Genomic DNA, 15886 nt, shown 5'->3' on the forward strand with positions numbered 1-15886 from the left:
CTCCCAACGCTGCATTCTTGCGTTGCAGACAGGAGGAACCGGCCGATGAGCGTCACCCATCTCAAGCAGGACACGCTGACCAACCTGCCTTTTTATGAAGAGCGCGTCGATCTCGCCTGCGCCTTTCGCTGGACGGCGCGGCTCAACATGCACGAGGCGGTAGCCAATCATTTTTCGCTGGCGGTCAACGACGACGGTTCGCAGTTCCTGATGAATCCCAACCAGGTGCATTTCTCGCGCATCAAGGCGAGCGATCTGCTGCTGATCGACGCCAACGATCCGGAGACGCTTACCGGTCCGAACGCGCCGGACCCGACCGCCTGGGGCCTGCATGGCGCGATCCACCGCAATGTGCCGCATGCACGCTGTGTCATGCATGTGCATTCCATCCACGCGACAGTGCTGGCGTCGCTCGCCGACTCTCGCCTGCCGCCGGTCGACCAGAACTCGACCATGTTCTACGGGCCGCGCCAGGTTATCGACGAGAACTACGGCGGCCTGGCCTTCGAGGAAGAGGGTGAACGCTGCTCCGCGCTGCTCGCGGATCCCAGAACGCAGGTGATGATCATGGGCAATCACGGCATCCTGGTCATAGGCAATACGGTCGCCGAGGCGTTCAACCGCATGTTCTATTTCGAGCGTGCTGCCGAGACCTACATCAAGGCGCTGTGGACCGGTCGGCCGTTGCGAACGCTGTCGGACGCGATCGCCGAAAAGACCGCGGACGAACTGGACAATTATCCCGGACAGGCCGAACGCCACCTTGCCGAACTCAAGGCCATCCTCGACGAGCAGGAACCGGCATACCGGAACTGACGGGCCGGAAGACCGAACCTTACGCCGCCATCAGCAGTTTCTCGATCTCGGGCACCGGGTGGTTGGTCAGTGTCTTTGGCACTTCCGCCGTTATGCGGTCGGAGACTTCCTTGTGGAGCTGCTTGCGAATCTCGCCGAGTACGACCGGCGGCGCGACAAGGATGATTTTCTTGAAATCGCCGCGGTGGGCGAATTTGTAGAGGCGTTGCGCGATCTCGTCGGCGAACCGATCCTTGGCGATGCGGTGCCAGTCGGTCTCGGCGACTGCGCTTTTGTGGATGCTTGGTCCGTCGTTGAAACGGCCCGGGCGGTCCGTGCCTTGCTCGCGCGTCGGCGGGTTGTCCTCCTGCATCTCGCGGAAAACGGTAAGGTTGGGAAATTTCGTGTCGCCGTCGTTCTTCAGGAACAGGGCCTTTTCGCCGTCGGCGACCAGCACCCAGATTTTGTGTTCAAGCTTGATGTGCGACATGAAAAACTCCCTTGCTTTGCCAGCGGGACAATCGAGGCGGATGCCGCGCTCTTCGTCCTGGCTGTATTGGTAACGCCGCGCCGAAGACCTGGTTCCGGCAGGTACCTCGGTGGGAAATCATGGCTCGACGCATGCTGGCCCGTCTTAATTCTACTGGTTTGGTAGAATTTGGAAAAAACGTTCTTTGCCCGTCCGGAGAGGCGCTGTAATACGTTGAAACGAACTTCCTTTGCGGGCCTCCGGTGGCGGTCCCGCTGGCCATGCGTTGGGCAAGCGGTTGCCTGCCGGCATGGTCCTCTTCAGCGGTGTAGAAAATTATTCTCCCGCCTACCGGCTTCTCAGAAAAGCGATTGCACCGCTGCGTTGGTCACGCGACGGCATTCCTTCTGCTTTTTCCTGCCGAAAGTTAGAATGTGGTCTGTCCCGGAGACCGCCCGCATGATGTCCGAAACAACCAAACTCAACGCCTTCCCCGTCTTCATGCGGGTGGAAAATGCGTTGGTGGTTGTCGTCGGCAATGGCGACGAGGCGCTCGCCAAGGCGCGGCTGTTGTCGCAGTCGAGCGCGTCGTTGAAGATCGTCGCCGATGCCCCGGAAGCTGCGCTTGCATCGTGGATCTCCAGCCATTCCGCGACACATGTCGAGGAAGCCTATGCGCCACGCCACCTTGAAGGCGCGGTGCTGGTGTTTGCCGCCAGCGGCGACGAGGCCTTCGACCGTCGTGTGTCCGAAGATGCACGCGCCAAAAACATTCCGGTCAACGCAGTGGACCGTCCCGAACTTTGCGATTTCTTCACGCCGGCGATCGTCAACCGCGCACCGGTTTGCGTCGCGATCGGCACGGAAGGCGCTGGACCGGTCCTCTCCCAACTGATCCGCGCTAAGATCGACAGAATGCTGGCGCCGTCGCTGGGTGCACTGGCGACGCTGGCGAACACGTTCCGTGAAGCTGCCGAACGGCTTTTACCGAAAGGCCATGCGCGGCGGCGGTTTTGGAACGAGTTCTTCGAGGGCGCACCGGCTCGTGAGCTGGAAATCGGGCATTTTGCGGAAGCACAGGAAGCGGCGGCTGAATTGCTGCTGCGCCGGAGCGCTGCCGATGGCCATGTCGCGCTGGTCGGCGCCGGGCCGGGTGCCGAAGACCTTCTGACATTGCGGGCGCAGCGTCTTTTGATGCAGGCCGACGTGATCGTCCATGATGCATTGGTACCGGAAGCGGTGGTTGCCATGGGTCGCCGCGACGCCGAACGCCTGGCGGTCGGCAAGCGCAAGGGCTGCCATTCGAAAAGCCAGGCGGAGATCAACGATCTTCTGGTCGGGCTCGGTCGCCAAGGCAAGAAGGTGGTGCGCCTGAAGTCGGGCGACCCGCTGGTCTTCGGCCGCGCCGGCGAGGAAATGCAGGCCTTGCGCGACGCGGAAATCTCCTACGAGGTGGTACCGGGCGTTACCGCCGCCTTCGCCGCTGCCGCTGATTTCGAACTGCCGCTGACCTTGCGGGGCGTCGCCTCGTCGATGGTGTTCACCACGGGCCACGACCTCAAGGGCGGTACGCTGCCCGACTGGGGCAAGCTTGCCATCTCCGGGGCCACCGTCGCCGTCTATATGGGCCGCTCGGTTGCCGCGGAAGTTGCCGCGCGACTGATCGAGGCAGGGCTGTCCCCCGACACCGCTGTAGCGGTGGTGGAGAATGCCAGCCTCGGCGATCGCCGGCTGTTCCACGGTACCATCGCCGACCTGCCGGCATTGGGCAGCCGCGACGAACTGACCGGCCCCGTGATGACGCTCATCGGTGACGCCGTTGCCGGCGCCAATTTCGCCAAATCCGAACCGCTGGCTGCCCTTGAGCGCGGCGTCGCGGCAATTGAAATCCAGGAAACGGACGCATGAAGATCCTGACGGCGAACCGGCTGACCGACGGCGAAGCCGTCTGGTATTCCACGGATCATTCCTGGGCCGAGATAATCGACAGGGCCGAACTCGCGCAGGACAAGGCGGCCGAGGCAGCGCTCGAGGCCGTTGGCAAGGCCGCCTACGACGACAATCTGGTGGTCGACGTGAATCTGGTCGACGTCGAGGTGATCGAAGGCGCGATCGTGCCGAACCGGTTGCGCGAGCGCATCCGCGCCTCCGGGCCGACCAATCGCAACGACCTTGGCAAGCAGGCTCGCCCGCAGGCGGCATAGAGAAACGGGCGGACGCGCCCTGAAAGACGAAAATGTACCGTTACGACGAGTTCGACCATGATTTCGTAAAGGCCCGCGTCGCCGAGTTCACCGACCAGGTCGACCGGCGGCTGGCCGGTGAGATCACCGAGGACCAGTTCCGGCCGCTGCGGCTGATGAACGGCGTCTATCTGCAGCTTCATGCCTACATGCTGCGCGTCGCCGTTCCTTACGGGACGCTGAACTCGAAACAGTTGCGCATGCTCGGCCACATCGCCCGCAAATACGACAAGGGCTACGGGCACTTCACCACCCGGCAGAACATCCAATACAACTGGCCGGCGCTGTCGGATGTGCCGGCGATCCTCGCCGACCTTGCCTCGGTCGAGATGCACGCGATCCAGACCAGCGGCAATTGCATCCGCAACGTCACGGCGGATCATTTCGCCGGCGCCGCCGCCGACGAGGTTGCCGACCCGCGTCCCTATGCCGAGATTTTGCGTCAGTGGTCGTCGGTGCACCCGGAATTCTCGTACCTGCCACGCAAGTTCAAGATCGCGGTGACCGGTGCCGAGCGTGACCGCGCCGCCATACAGACGCACGACATCGGCCTGCATCTGAAGAAGAACGAGGCCGGCGAGTTGGGCTTCGCCGTTTATGTTGGCGGCGGCCAGGGCCGCACCCCGCTGATCGCCAAGAAGATCCGCGACTTCCTGCCCGAGGAAGACCTGCTGTCCTATTGCACCGCGATCCTGCGCGTCTACAATCTGCACGGCCGTCGCGACAACAAGTACAAGGCGCGCATCAAGATCCTGGTACACGAGACCGGCACGGAAGAATTCGCGCGCCAGGTCGAGACCGAGTGGGCCGAGCTCAAGGACAGCCAGCTGACACTGCCAGAAGCCGATATCCGCGCCATCGAGGCCTATTTCGCACCGCCGGCGCTGACCGCTCGGCCGGAGGGCGACGAGGCGATCCGGCTGGCGCGGCTCGATTCGAAGAGCTTTTCCGAATGGCTCGACCAGAACGTGACGACGCACCGGCATCCGGACTATGCCGCCGTCACCATTTCGCTGAAAGGTATTGGCGAGGTGCCCGGCGACGCTTCCGACAGCCAGATGGAGGCCGTTGCGGATCTCGCCGAGAAGTATGCGTTCGACGAAATCCGCGTCAGCCACGAGCAGAACCTGATCCTGCCGCATGTCGCGCGGGCCGATCTCAAGGCCGTCTATGATGCGCTGGTCGAGATCGAACTGGCGACCGCCAACTCAGGGCTGATCAGCGACATCATCGCGTGTCCCGGCCTCGATTATTGCGCACTGGCCAACGCCCGCTCGATCATCGTCGCCCAGAACATCTCGAAGCGCTTCGCCTCGCTGGAGCGGCAGCGCGACATCGGCGAATTGAAGCTGAAGATTTCCGGCTGCATCAATGCCTGTGGGCATCACCATGTTGGTCACATCGGCATTCTGGGCGTCGAGAAGAAGGGCGCGGAACTCTACCAGGTGACGCTTGGCGGCTCCGGCGACGAGAACACCTCGGTCGGCGACATCATCGGCCGCGGCTTCGGTCCCGAAGAGATCACCGACGCCATCGAGACGGTGGTCCAGACCTATCTGGCGCTGCGGGTGGACCGTTCGGAGAAATTCCTCGACGCCTACCGCCGCGTCGGTCCCGCCCCGTTCAAGGAGGCGCTTTATGGCGGCGAAGCCAAGGCAGCCTGACATGGCGTCGGATGCCGATCTGGCCATGGCCGAACAGGCGGCGCTTTTGGACCAGCGCTATGGCGACCTGACGCCCGTCGAGGTGATCGAGCGCGCGGCGGAACGTTATTTCCACGGCGAGATCGCCGCCGTTTCTTCGTTCGGCGCGGATTCGGCGGTGCTGCTGCACATGATTTCCGAGGTCGACCGCAATCTGCCGGTGGTCTTCCTCGACACCGGCAAGCACTTCGAGGAAACGCTGCATTATCGCGACGCGCTCGCCGCCGATTTCGGGCTGACCGATATCCGTGTGGTGACGCCGCTGGAGGCGGCTCTCGACCGCGACGATCCGGACGGCACGCTGCACAGCCGCGATACCGATGCCTGCTGCGCCATCCGCAAGGTTGAGCCGATGGCAAGGGGCGTCGAGCCGTTCCGCGCCTGGTTCACCGGCCGCAAGCGTTTCCAGGCGGCGACGCGCGAGGCCCTGCCGGTGTTCGAGGCCGTTGGCCCACGCGCCCGCATCAACCCACTGGCGCGCTGGACGACGTCCGATCTCGCCGACTATATGCGCGCCCACGATCTGCGCGAGAATCCGCTTGTCGCCTACGGTTATCTGTCGATCGGCTGTTTTCCGTGTACGCAGGTCGTCAAACCGGGCGAGGATGCACGCAGCGGACGTTGGGCTGGACAAGCCAAGACCGAATGCGGCATTCATCTGCCGGAGCTTGAGCACACACTTGGCGGCTCGGCGCAGTAGACCGCCGCACGGAAAGACATTTCATGACCGAACCGACCGCGCAGACGGCATCGCGCCTGTGGACCACGCAGGGCTTTCGCGAGGACGAGTGGAGCCACGCCGAAAGCGAAGACGCACTCGTGGGCAATGGCCGTTTCATCCTGCCGCTGCAGGCCTTCGTCGAGCTTGATCCGGAAGTCCGCAAGTCGGCGGCGGAGCGCCTCGGCGTGCTGCTGCTGCCGGGCGACCAGTTGGAGAAGATCGTGCCGTTTCTCGACGTGCTGTCGCTGGTGGCCCTGGCTTTTCCGGCCTTCACTGACGGCCGTTCCTTTTCCAAGGCGGAATTGTTGCGGAGCCGGCACAGTTTCACCGGAGCGGTGCGTGCCACCGGCCAGGTGCTGATCGACCAGTTGCCGCACATGCTGCGGCTTGGGTTCGATGAATTCGAAATCTCGCATCCGGTGCTGATCGAGCGTCTCGAAGCCGGCGATACCGGCGGCATTCCGCTCTATTACCAACCGACGGCCAAGCCGGCGGGAACTCCCGCCAAGGGCGCTAATTACTCCTGGCGCCGCACTCGGTAGCTCATATCCGAATTCTTCATCCTTGAATCTGGTCCGACCAAATCCGCTTTTCGGGCTTTTCCTTTCCATTTTCCCGCCATACGATGCTCCGGATTATTTCGGACCGTGAAATAAATCATCGAGGGAGGAAGAAATGGCAGGCAAGAAAATCCTGATGCTGGTCGGCGAGTTCAGCGAGGAATACGAGATTTTCGTCTTCGAGCAGGCGATGCACGCGGTCGGCCACACCGTGCATGTGGTATGCCCCGACAAGAAGGCGGGCGACGTGCTGAAGACGTCGCTGCACGACTTCGAAGGGCACCAGACCTACACCGAGAAACTGGGCCACGACTACATTCTCAACAAGACGTTTTCAGAGGTGCGGCTGGAGGACTACGACGCCGTGTATTGCGCGGGCGGGCGGGGGCCGGAATACATTCGCATCGACAAGCGGGTGCAGGCGATGGTTCGCCACTTTCACGACACCGGCAAGCCGATTTTCACGATCTGTCATGGCGTCCAGATCCTGATCGCCGTAGATGGCGTGGTGCGCGGCAGGCAAGTCGCCGCACTGCATTACTGCGAACCGGAAGTGACCCTGGCCGGCGGCATCTACATTGATGTCGCGCCGAACGGCGCTCATGTCGACGGCAATCTGGTCTCGGCGAAGGGTTGGCCAGGTCTCGCCGCTTTCATGCGCGAATGCCTGAAGGTGCTCGGTACCGATGTGAAGCATGGCGAGATCTTGATGCGGGAATCGCCGCTGGCCGCGTAGATATCCGTGGGCGGTTAGCGATCGCCGCGTGTGGAACGCGCTTCGGCGCGTTCCATTTCGCCAAGCATCCTGTGCAAATCCAGGGGCAGTTCGGAATCGACGCGAAATTCCGGCAGCGCGCGCAAATATCGCCTGTTCGCTTCGGTGCCGGCCTGGCGCCGGATGCTTGCCGGTAGTGTGTTCGACTTATCGCCGTTGCTGCGGGACATTTTTCCTATCCTGTTGCCTGTTACTGGACCAACACACCCGCTTCCGAATGGTTCCCGCAATGCAGCAATGACGCAAGTGCAAAGCTCGAACAGAGTAAAATTTGAATTAAATTTTCGGGGGCAAAAACTAAATGTATTACCCGGCGCGTAATCGCCTCCATCCGCCGGTCGGGAGAAAACATGGCGTTCAACAAGGAGATTCATCAATGAACGCCGCAACCGAACTTGCCGTCGCCTATATCGAAGCCTGGAACGAAACCGACGCCGTGCAACGCCGGTCGCTGATCGAAAAGGCGTTTACCCGCGATGTCAGCTATGTCGACCCGATCATGAATGGCGACGGCCATGACGGCGTCGATGCGTTGATCGCCGGCGTTCACCAGCGGTTTCCGGGCTTCCGCTTCAAGCTGATGGACGGCGTTGACGGCCACGCCGATTATCTGCGCTTTTCATGGGAACTTGGACCCGAAGGGACGGAGGCACCCATCCAGGGTACCGACTTCGCTGTCGTCGAAGCCGGCCGGCTTGCCAGGATCACGGGCTTCCTCGATCGCGTGCCGGCGGAGTAGGCGGGGCGGCCCCCGGCTTCATCATGCAACTGGAAGTGGTTGCGCCGACGATACGGGCGCAGCCACTTCAATGTTTAGGGTGCAGTCGGCGACAAATGTCCCGGCGCGGCGCGGAACTGCGAAACCCGCCGCGCGTTTCTCCCGTCATGGAAGACAAGCGTTTTTCTCATGCGATCAAGGTCCGCTTCAAGCAGTTCGGCCAGGCCCGTACCGTTGCCGATGCGCACCAGGCGCTCGACTGCCTGATGTATTGCTGGCCGGCGGATCGCGGTCCGCGTCACCGCGACGCGCTCGATGCCTGCCTGAAGGTAATCGACGGGCACCGGTCGACCATCGACGCGGAAAAAGCCTTCACCGAAGCGGCACGCGAAGCCGATATCCTCGAACAGGGCCAGGCCCATCGCTGAATGGAGACGAAGATGACAGACCGCATCGCCTTCGAAAGCCCGGTCAAGCTGCAGGTTGGCAGCGACAAGACGTTGCGTACCGTCAAGACGGTCGAGGGTGCATGTGAAGTGCTGATCGACTGGCCGCATGCCCGACGTGGGCCTGTTTATCAATCGACCCGCGAGGTGGTCGAGGCGGCTGCCGCCGGCAAGGCGACACCAGCTGAAGCCCGGGAAGCGTTTGCGGGGCTAGCCGCCCATGCTGGCGTGCTTGTGAACGACTAGCGTCAACGTGCTGCCGCGAACTATCGGTCGATCCGGGTAGACAAGATGATCGACGACAGGGTGCGCTCCACGCCATCCAGCGAACCGACCGTATCGATCAGCCTGTCGAGGTCACCGATCGATGGCGATTCAACGATGACGATCATGTCGAAATTGCCGCTGACGGAATGCAGCGTCCGCACGGCAGCGATGGCGCGGAGGGCGGCAACCACCTTGTCGGCGAGTTTGGGCGTCACGGTGACCAGCACATGCGCGCGGACCAGCTTCTGTTCGTAATCCGGCGCGAGCCGCACCCCGTAACCGACGATGATGCCGCGTTTCTCCAGGCGTTCGATGCGGCTCTGTACCGTGGTTCGCGAGACGCCGAGCCGGCGGGCGAGGTCGGCAGTCGAGGCGCGAGCGTTTTCGCGCAGCAGTGAAAGCAGCGCCTGATCGGCTTCTGTCGTCATTCAGCAATCATCCATCGTCGAAATGTCCAATCATATACTTCAATATGCGCAAAATGCATGCTCCTTTTCGACGGGCGATCTGCGATCCTGCGTTAAATCTCGTGCAGGCGGAAGGACGCATCGATGAAGGACATTGTGGTGGTGGGCGCGGGCAAGATCGGCGCGACGATCGCCGACATGCTGGCCGGAAGCGGGGACTATCGGATGACGGTGGTCGACCGATCCGCCGCCCAGTTGCAGGCGCTCGAAGTGTCGCATCCCGTGGCGACGCAGGAGCTTGATATCGAGGATGCCGCGGCGCTCGAAGCGGTGCTGGCCGGCAAATTCGCGGTGCTGAGCGCCGCACCGTTCCACCTCACCACGCGGATCGCCGAGGCCGCTGCCAGCACCGGCATCCATTATCTCGACCTGACGGAGGACGTCGTCAGCACGCGACGCGTCAAGGAACTGGCGCGCGTCGGCAACAGTGCCTTTATTCCGCAATGCGGCCTGGCGCCGGGCTTCATTTCGATCGTTGCCAACGATCTCGCCGGTCGCTTCGACAGCCTGGAAAGCGTTCGCATGCGGGTCGGCGCGCTGCCGCAATATCCGTCCAACGCGCTGAATTACAATCTGACCTGGAGTACGGACGGCGTCATCAACGAATATTGCGAGCCGTGCGAGGCGATCGTCGAGGGCCAGCTGGTCGAGGTGCCGCCACTTGAGGAGCGCGAGGAATTCTCGCTCGATGGCGTCACCTATGAGGCATTCAACACCTCCGGCGGACTGGGCACGCTGGCCGAAACGCTCAGGGGCAAGGTACGCACGCTGAACTACCGCACCATCCGCTACCCGGGCCATGCGGCGATCATGAAGGCGCTGCTCAACGATCTCGGCCTGCGCCACCGCCGCGATGTGCTGAAGGACATTTTCGAAAGTGCGCTGCCGGCGACCCTGCAGGACGTCGTCATTGTCTTCGTCACGGTCAGCGGCCGCAAGAACGGCCGGCTGCTCCAGGAGACCTACGCCAACAAGATCTACAGCCGCCGCGACGGCGAGGTGGTCCGCAGTGCCATCCAGATTACCACGGCATCGGGCATCTGCGCGGTGCTCGACATGCTGGCGGACGGCAGTTTGCCGGCGAAAGGCTTCGTCAAGCAGGAGGATATCGCGCTCGATGCGTTTCTCGCCAACCGTTTCGGCCGCGCCTATGCGCAATCGGAACCGGCGGGCCGTCTGGTGGCGTGAACTTTCCCGTTCTACGGTAGGCATCCGAGGCGTCGCCGGTGCATTGGAACCGGAAGCGTGCTCGGTGGTTATAGCCGCGTGACGCCGCAACCAATGCGGCGCATGCCAGGAAAGCCGCGGGAATGAATACGACAGCCAATGGTCCCGCGCCTTCGCCGCGGGTGAAGATCGACACGCTCGTTCCACAAGCGCATGCGCCGGCTGTTACCTATCCCACTTTGATCACCGTGGCGGCTACCGTGGCGGCCCTTTATTTCGGCAAGGACATCTTCCTGCCGCTGGCCGTCGCCGTGCTGTTGACCTTCGCGCTGGCGCCGGTGGTTTCCTGGCTGAGGAAGTTCCGCCTGCCGCGCATTGCCGCTGTCATCGCAACGGTCATAGCGGCCTTTGCGGCGATTACGCTGTTCGGCGCCATCGTGGCGACACAGCTCGGCGTGCTGGCGGGAAACCTGCCGCTCTACCAGTCCAACATCGAGGCCAAGGTTCGCGTCGTCAAGGACGCCAATGTCGGCGAGGGCATCGTCAACCGGGTGTCGCGCCTGCTGGAGCGGCTGGGCGCCGAGATCAGGCGGAACGATCCGCCGGCAGGCACCAACCCGGCGGGGGTGAACGAGCAGCCGCAGGTCAAGCCGTTGCCGGTCGAGGTGATCGAGCCGGAATTGCAGCCTCTTCAGGTGTTGCAGACCATCATCGGGCCGCTGCTCGAGCCGCTCGCCACGGGCGGCATAATCATCGTTGTGGTGATCTTCATGCTGGTTAAGCGCGAGGACCTGCGCGACCGCTTCATCAGGCTGGTCGGCGCCAGCGATCTCCACCGCACCACCGAGGCGCTGCAGGACGCCGGCAAGCGGGTCGGGCAATACCTTTTGATGCAGTTGATCGTCAACGTCACCTACGCAATCCCGATCGGCATCGGGCTGTGGATCATCGGCGTACCCAACGCGCTGTTGTGGGGACTGCTGGCGCTGGTGCTGCGCTTCGTACCCTATATCGGGCCGATCATCGCTGCGATCTTCCCGCTGGTGCTGGCGCTCGCCGTCGATCCCGGCTGGACGATGGTACTCTGGACCGCGGCACTGTTCATCGTCGTGGAACTCATCAGCAACAATGCGATCGAACCGTGGCTTTACGGGTCGCGTACGGGATTGTCGCCGCTGGCGGTGATTGTCGCGGCGATCTTCTGGACCTGGCTATGGGGACCGCTCGGCCTGCTCTTGTCGACGCCGCTGACCGTCTGCCTGGTGGTGCTCGGGCGGCATGTGCCGCAGTTCGAATTCCTCGACGTGCTGTTCGGCAGCGAGCCGGTCCTGGAACCGCACGAAGCGCTCTACCAGCGTCTGCTGGCCGGCGACCCGGACGAGGCGACCGACCGCGCCGAAGAGTTTCTGGTCGACAACGATCTGTTCGATTTCTACGAAAAAGTCGCCATTCCGGCCCTGGCGCTCGGTGAACTTGACCGCGCCCGGGGCGTCATGGACGAGGCCCGCCGCCAGCGCGTTGCCGAAGGCGCGATGACGCTGGTCGACAATCTCGAAGAGTACGCCGAGGAGGAAGCGGCGGAGGAGGACGACGAAGAAGCTGATGAAGAGGAGGACGATGATGATGTCGACCTGCCCGACGGCGAAGGCAAGACGGTGCTTTGCATCGGCGGACGCGGCGAACTCGACGAAGCGTCGGCTGCGATGCTCGCGCAGGTGCTGACCGCGCACGGCGCCACGGCACGCCTCGCCGAGACCAGGGCAATTGCCTCCGGCAGCATCGCCCGGCTCGACTTCGAGGGGCTGCATTCAGTGGCGATCGCCTATCTGAACGGCGATTCCGTTGCTCATGCGCGCTACATGGTCCGCCGGATCAAGCGGGCCCACAAGACGTTGCGCGTTGGCGTGGCGTTCTGGCTTCCGCCCGAGGATCACTTCAGCGACGCCAAGCTGACCGCCTCCATCAATTGCGATTTCGTTGCCCACAAGCTGACTGAAGCCGTCGCCGGCGCGCTGTCGGATGAGGTCGCGGTGGCGATCAAGCCGGCGCCGCGGCGGGTTCAGAAGCGGCGTAAACCGGCAAAGCCGAAGACGAAGGCCAAGGAAAGCGTCTGACAGGTGCTGGGCTGCTGCCGATCATGGCGACGCGGGCGATGCGTCAGGATTTCGGGCGCTTCAGCCCCGCGACGTGGATCGAGATTTCGCCGGCCTCGAACGTCTTCCACGCTTCGTCGGCAGCCCGGCGATAATCCGGGCGGTCGCCAGCGTCTTCTGGTGACGGCAGCGCGAGCTTGCCGTCGCAATAGACATAGAAATCGGTCTCCTGGCGAATGACGTCCGAACCAGCGATGTAGATCGGGGCGGAGTAGATGAAACGGGTACGGGCTATCGCGAACGAGTCCGGCGCTGCGATCGTCAATCTTGTTTGTTGCCGTCCGGTTTCGCCGAAATCGGTGCGGACCAGATAGCGCGGTTTTCCCGACGTTTCATCGATGTGGATTTCCCAGACACCGCCCTCGGCGCTCTGTTGTTCCATAACGTCGATGGTGTCGCTCGCCTTTTCGGGCAATGGCGCGTCCATCAGCCGTTTCAGGAGCGGGCCATCGCAGGCGGCAGCCGCAGGTGAGACGATCATGGCGGCTGCCAGAACGAGGAATGAAGCCGGCTTATAGCCCCTAGGCATCAAACATCCAGATTGGCGACGCTCAGCGCGTTCTCCTGGATGAAATCGCGGCGCGGCTCGACCTCGTCGCCCATCAGCCGGGAGAACAGCATGTCGGCATCGGTGGCATCGTTCACCTTCACCTGCAGCAGCGAGCGGACGTTCGGATCGAGCGTCGTCTCCCACAGCTGTTCGGCGTTCATTTCGCCCAGGCCCTTGTAGCGCTGCATCGTAAGGCCCTTGCGGCCGGTGGCGAACACCGCATCGAGAAGCGCCAGCGGGCCCGCGAGCGTTTCCGAAACCTCCTTGCGGCGCAGTACCGGCGGAGCTGCGTAGACCTCGCCGAGACGGGTCGCATAACGGTCGAGGGCGCGCGCGTCGGCGGAGCCGAGCAGTCCCATGTCGAGCGTGGCGGATTCCTTGACGCTGCGCACCGTGCGCTCGAAGACATAGCCGCCGGGGCCCTCGTTGGAGGTCGAGGTGCGACCCTGCCAGCCGCGCTCGGTATCCTCCGCCACCAGGTCGAGGCGGCGGGCGATGCTCTCCGCCATGGCGTTGGCGCGGCCGAGATCGCCGAACAGGTCGGGATTGAGCGCGCCGGCGATCGCCGCCTGCTCGACCACCGTGCGGCTGTAGCGCGAATGCAGCCCGTTGATCAGGGTGCGGATGGCGAGCGCGTCGTCGACGGCGGCGCGCAGGTCCTGTCCGGTCCTGACTTCGCCGGACGACAGGCTGAGCGATGCTTCCTCGAGGCCGGAGCCGATGAGGAAATCCTCGAAGGCGCTCTCATCCTTGATGTACTGGGCGCTCTTGCCCTTGGTGACCTTGTAGAGCGGCGGCTGCGCGATATAGAGGTGGCCGCGTTCGATCAGCTCCGGCATCTGCCGGAAGAAGAACGTCAACAGCAGCGTCCTGATGTGGGCGCCGTCGACGTCGGCGTCGGTCATGATGATGATCTTGTGATAGCGCAGCTTGTCGGCGTTGAACTCATCCTTGCCGATCGACGTGCCGAGCGCGGTGATCAGCGTCCCGATCATCTCGGAGCCGAGCATCCGGTCGAAGCGGGCGCGCTCGACATTGAGGATCTTGCCGCGCAAGGGCAGGATCGCCTGGTTCTGGCGTGAACGCCCACCCTTGGCGGAGCCGCCTGCGGAGTCGCCCTCGACGATGAATATCTCGGACTTGGCCGGATCGCGCTCCTGGCAGTCGGCGAGTTTGCCGGGCAGCGAGGTGATGTCGAGCACACCCTTGCGGCGGGTGAGTTCACGCGCCTTGCGGGCGGCTTCGCGCGCCGCGGCCGCCTCCACTACCTTGGCGATCAGGGTCTTCGCTTCGGAGGGATGTTCCTCAAACCAGGTGCCGAGCGCCTCGTTGACCAGGCTTTCGACGACCGGGCGGACTTCCGACGAGACCAGTTTGTCCTTGGTCTGCGAGGAGAATTTTGGGTCCGGAACCTTTACCGAGAGCACGGCAGTCAGCCCCTCTCGGGAATCGTCGCCGGTAATGGTGACCTTTTCCTTCTTGGCGATGCCGGAACTCTCGGCATAGCCGGTGACCTGACGCGTCAGCGCGCCGCGGAAGCCGGCAAGATGAGTGCCGCCGTCACGCTGGGGAATGTTGTTGGTGAAGGCGAGCACGTTCTCGTGGTAGCTGTCGTTCCACCACATGGCGACTTCGACGGTGATGCCGTCGCGCTCCGCCTTGATGGCGATCGGGGCGCCGATCAGCGGCTTCTTGGCGCGGTCGAGGTATTTGACGAATTCTTCCAGCCCGCCGTCGTAATGCAATTCCTGCCGCACGACGTCGGCATGGCGCTTGTCGGTCAAGACGATGCGCACGCCGGAATTCAGGAAGGCCAGTTCGCGCAGCCTGTGTTCCAGCGTGCCGTAGTCGAACTCGACCATGGTGAAGGTCTCGGTCGACGGCATGAAGGAGATCTCGCTGCCGCTGCGTCCCTCATAGGTGCCAGGCTGCTTGTCGGGCTCGTAGGTCCCGGTCACCTTCAGCGGCGCGTCGGAGTTGCCGTGCGTGAAGCTCATCTCGTGGATCTTGCCGTCGCGGCGGATCTTCAGCTTCAGCCACACAGACAGCGCGTTGACGACCGAGACACCGACACCATGCAGACCGCCGGAGACCTTGTAGGAATTCTGGTCGAACTTTCCGCCGGCATGCAGCTGGGTCATGATGACCTCGGCGGCCGAAATGCCTTCGCCGGTGTGGATGTCGGTCGGGATGCCGCGCCCATTGTCGATGACCGTGCAGGAGCCGTCGGGATTAAGCGTCACCGTCACAAGGTCCGCGTGGCCGGCCAGCGCCTCGTCGATGGCGTTGTCGACCACTTCGTAGACCATGTGGTGCAGGCCGGAACCGTCATCGGTGTCGCCGATATACATGCCCGGCCGTTTGCGGACTGCGTCCAGCCCCTTCAAAACCTTGATGGAATCCGCGCCATATTCGGGGGTTTCGCCGGGTGTGATGTCGGGCGTATCGCTCATGAAATGCTTTCGTGGTTCTGCCGTAGAAAAGGCGCGTCGATCAGTCCCCGAATCACGCGCCTGTAGTCTTTGGAGATATAGGCGTTCGAGGGTCGTTTTCCAAATTTTGGAGGCGTTTTTGCGGCTGTTTCCGGCAAAAAACGAGGAAACTCGCAAATCCGATGGAACTTTGACAGATGCTTGTCGGAAATCCTGCCTCAGGCACCCGCCGGCAGCGAATTGTGCCCTCGCCACAACACCTCCTCGCGAAAAATTTCGACTTGAAACATTTATGGGTGACAGGTGGGTCCTGATCGACTAGAGACCGGCCTTCCGATGCGGCAGGCGATGGTGGAGCCAGCGCGTATCGAAGCTTTCGGCGCAACACCGGGAGGAGGATGGTCGCCAGCATGATGCGGA

At 62.9% G+C, this 15886-nt stretch carries 17 protein-coding genes; 12 read left to right on the forward strand and 5 right to left on the reverse strand.

Going from position 1 to position 15886, the window contains the following annotated elements:
- Positions 1 to 45: 45 nt before the first annotated feature.
- Positions 46 to 816, forward strand: a complete 771-nt coding sequence (locus OHD58_RS06300; RefSeq protein WP_263802214.1) for a class II aldolase and adducin N-terminal domain-containing protein — start codon at positions 46 to 48, stop codon at positions 814 to 816.
- Between the two features lie 19 nt (positions 817 to 835).
- On the opposite strand, the gene OHD58_RS06305 is transcribed toward OHD58_RS06300, so the two are convergent.
- Positions 836 to 1285 carry a host attachment family protein gene (locus tag OHD58_RS06305; protein WP_263802215.1) on the reverse strand — a complete coding sequence of 150 codons (450 nt, stop codon included), beginning with the start codon at positions 1283 to 1285 and terminating at the stop codon, positions 836 to 838.
- A gap of 438 nt (positions 1286 to 1723) precedes the next feature.
- On the opposite strand from OHD58_RS06305, the gene cysG reads away from it, so the two are divergent.
- The 6 genes from cysG to OHD58_RS06335 all read left to right on the forward strand — a co-directional run bounded on the left by cysG (position 1724) and on the right by OHD58_RS06335 (position 7227).
- Positions 1724 to 3172: a siroheme synthase CysG gene (gene cysG, locus OHD58_RS06310; protein ID WP_263802216.1), complete on the forward strand. Its 1449-nt coding sequence runs from the start codon at positions 1724 to 1726 to the stop codon at positions 3170 to 3172.
- The gene (locus OHD58_RS06315) at positions 3169 to 3468 is read left to right on the forward strand and encodes a DUF2849 domain-containing protein (protein WP_263802217.1); all 300 of its coding nucleotides are present in this window, start codon (positions 3169 to 3171) and stop codon (positions 3466 to 3468) included. The genes cysG and OHD58_RS06315 overlap by 4 nt, the downstream gene beginning before the upstream one ends.
- A gap of 32 nt (positions 3469 to 3500) precedes the next feature.
- On the forward strand, positions 3501 to 5171 hold the full coding sequence (locus OHD58_RS06320; protein WP_263802218.1) for a nitrite/sulfite reductase: 1671 nt from the start codon (positions 3501 to 3503) through the stop codon (positions 5169 to 5171).
- Entirely contained in the window at positions 5146 to 5910 is a 765-nt protein-coding gene (locus OHD58_RS06325; RefSeq protein ID WP_263802220.1) for a phosphoadenylyl-sulfate reductase, read from the forward strand. Before OHD58_RS06320 ends, OHD58_RS06325 begins: the two co-directional genes overlap by 26 nt.
- Before the next feature lie 23 nt (positions 5911 to 5933).
- A complete protein-coding gene (locus tag OHD58_RS06330) occupies positions 5934 to 6473 on the forward strand; it encodes a DUF934 domain-containing protein (protein ID WP_263802221.1) in 540 nt (179 codons plus the stop codon).
- 133 nt (positions 6474 to 6606) lie between these two features.
- Positions 6607 to 7227, forward strand: a complete 621-nt coding sequence (locus OHD58_RS06335; RefSeq protein WP_263802222.1) for a DJ-1/PfpI family protein — start codon at positions 6607 to 6609, stop codon at positions 7225 to 7227.
- Between the two features lie 14 nt (positions 7228 to 7241).
- Here OHD58_RS06335 and OHD58_RS06340 read toward each other — a convergent pair whose 3' ends face one another.
- Positions 7242 to 7640, reverse strand: coding sequence for a hypothetical protein (locus OHD58_RS06340; RefSeq protein WP_263802223.1), 399 nt, complete (start codon positions 7638 to 7640; stop codon positions 7242 to 7244).
- 2 nt (positions 7641 to 7642) lie between these two features.
- On the opposite strand from OHD58_RS06340, the gene OHD58_RS06345 reads away from it, so the two are divergent.
- The 3 genes from OHD58_RS06345 to OHD58_RS06355 are packed head-to-tail and all read left to right on the forward strand — an operon-like array spanning position 7643 to position 8676.
- Complete coding sequence (locus tag OHD58_RS06345; protein WP_263802224.1) at positions 7643 to 8005, forward strand: nuclear transport factor 2 family protein; 363 nt, start codon at positions 7643 to 7645, stop codon at positions 8003 to 8005.
- Between the two features lie 23 nt (positions 8006 to 8028).
- The gene (locus tag OHD58_RS06350) at positions 8029 to 8412 is read left to right on the forward strand and encodes a DUF982 domain-containing protein (RefSeq protein ID WP_263802225.1); all 384 of its coding nucleotides are present in this window, start codon (positions 8029 to 8031) and stop codon (positions 8410 to 8412) included.
- A 12-nt stretch (positions 8413 to 8424) separates the two neighbouring features.
- The gene (locus OHD58_RS06355) at positions 8425 to 8676 is read left to right on the forward strand and encodes a DUF982 domain-containing protein (protein WP_263802227.1); all 252 of its coding nucleotides are present in this window, start codon (positions 8425 to 8427) and stop codon (positions 8674 to 8676) included.
- 20 nt (positions 8677 to 8696) lie between these two features.
- Here OHD58_RS06355 and OHD58_RS06360 read toward each other — a convergent pair whose 3' ends face one another.
- The gene (locus tag OHD58_RS06360; RefSeq protein WP_263802228.1) at positions 8697 to 9125 is read right to left on the reverse strand and encodes an Lrp/AsnC family transcriptional regulator; all 429 of its coding nucleotides are present in this window, start codon (positions 9123 to 9125) and stop codon (positions 8697 to 8699) included.
- A gap of 123 nt (positions 9126 to 9248) precedes the next feature.
- On the opposite strand from OHD58_RS06360, the gene OHD58_RS06365 reads away from it, so the two are divergent.
- Complete coding sequence (locus OHD58_RS06365; protein WP_263802230.1) at positions 9249 to 10352, forward strand: saccharopine dehydrogenase family protein; 1104 nt, start codon at positions 9249 to 9251, stop codon at positions 10350 to 10352.
- Between the two features lie 122 nt (positions 10353 to 10474).
- Positions 10475 to 12445, forward strand: a complete 1971-nt coding sequence (locus OHD58_RS06370) for an AI-2E family transporter (RefSeq protein WP_263802231.1) — start codon at positions 10475 to 10477, stop codon at positions 12443 to 12445.
- A 43-nt stretch (positions 12446 to 12488) separates the two neighbouring features.
- On the opposite strand, the gene OHD58_RS06375 is transcribed toward OHD58_RS06370, so the two are convergent.
- Both OHD58_RS06375 and gyrB read right to left on the reverse strand, forming a co-directional pair.
- Positions 12489 to 13013, reverse strand: coding sequence for a hypothetical protein (locus tag OHD58_RS06375; protein ID WP_263802232.1), 525 nt, complete (start codon positions 13011 to 13013; stop codon positions 12489 to 12491).
- On the reverse strand, positions 13013 to 15487 hold the full coding sequence (gene gyrB, locus OHD58_RS06380) for a DNA topoisomerase (ATP-hydrolyzing) subunit B (protein WP_263802233.1): 2475 nt from the start codon (positions 15485 to 15487) through the stop codon (positions 13013 to 13015). The genes OHD58_RS06375 and gyrB overlap by 1 nt, the downstream gene beginning before the upstream one ends.
- Positions 15488 to 15886: the final 399 nt, after the last annotated feature.

Origin of the sequence: Mesorhizobium sp. ZC-5 (genome assembly GCF_025753855.1) — a bacterium.
Lineage (GTDB): Bacteria > Pseudomonadota > Alphaproteobacteria > Rhizobiales > Rhizobiaceae > Neomesorhizobium.